The sequence below is a fragment of the Paenibacillus sp. OT2-17 genome (assembly GCF_009827695.1).
GTDB classification, from domain to species: domain Bacteria; phylum Bacillota; class Bacilli; order Paenibacillales; family Paenibacillaceae; genus Paenibacillus; species Paenibacillus polymyxa_B.
The window spans coordinates 1-991 of sequence record NZ_WUDQ01000887.1 but is presented as its reverse complement, the minus strand read 5'-3'; the positions used below and the strand labels follow the sequence as shown (position 1 = coordinate 991).

2 protein-coding genes are annotated in these 991 nt (G+C 38.7%); both read right to left on the bottom strand.

Annotated features, from left to right (window positions below; genetic code table 11):
* A partial coding sequence (locus GRP75_RS27930) for a hypothetical protein (protein ID WP_202404354.1) occupies positions 1-224 on the bottom strand: 224 nt, incomplete at its 3' end.
* A gap of 42 nt (positions 225-266) precedes the next feature.
* On the bottom strand, positions 267-991 hold a 725-nt coding region (locus GRP75_RS27925), incomplete at its 5' end, for a non-ribosomal peptide synthetase (protein ID WP_160791000.1).

The following is a 991-nucleotide window of genomic DNA, read 5'->3' as shown; positions in this document are numbered from 1 at the left end:
GGCATGTTATATGCAGTACCTGCTCCTTCAAGCTCGTTTAGTATATACAGCCTTTTCTGGGCAGATGACATAGGGTAAAATTCCTGCTCTCTGGCAGAAGGTATTCCAGAAAAGGCATTTGGCGTATATTTTGAAACATCTTTTCCTTTTTCTTTTAGCATCGTCTCAAATAGCTTTCTTTTTTCTGGAGAAAGAGATTCTATTCTTTTCATCAAATTATCCATAACTTCGTCCCTCTTCTCTATTTCATCTCTTTTAATTCCTATTTATAGATTTTCAATCATGCTTAAAATTTCTTCGATTTCCACTGTATCGTTAAGTCTATTTTTAATACTTTTTGCTATTGCCGAAATTGTAGGACCCATAAACACTTCTTTTAATGCAAATTCTATGTCAAATTCTTTATGAACCCTTGATACAAGATTGGTTGCCTTTAATGAGTCTCCTCCTAATTCAAAGAAGTTATCATTTACTCCAATCTTCTGGACTCCAAGGATTTGGCTCCATATCAGTACAAGCTTCTCCTCAATTTCACCGAATGGTGCAGCATAGTCTACCCCTGTATTAATATTTCCATCAGGGGCAGGCAGGGCATTTCTATCTACCTTGCCATTCGCTGATAAAGGCAGTTTTTCCAACTGTACAAAATATGAAGGGATCATGTAGTCTGGCAGATCTTTGGAGAGATACTCCCTTAATTCCGGTATTGTCAATTCACTTTCTCCAACTATATATGCACAGATGTACTTGTTCCCTTGGGGGTCTTCCCTTGTTGCTGCCACAACTTCTTTTATTGAAGAATGTTTTAGAAGCTGAGCTTCTATTTCTCCAAGCTCTATTCGGTATCCGCGGATCTTAACCTGATGGTCTATTCTGCCCAGGAATTCGATATTCCCGTCAGGCAGCCATCTTCCCAGGTCTCCTGTTTTGTACAGCCTTATCCCCTTTTCTTCTCTGAAAGGATCTTCAAGGAATACATGGGCTGTTTTTT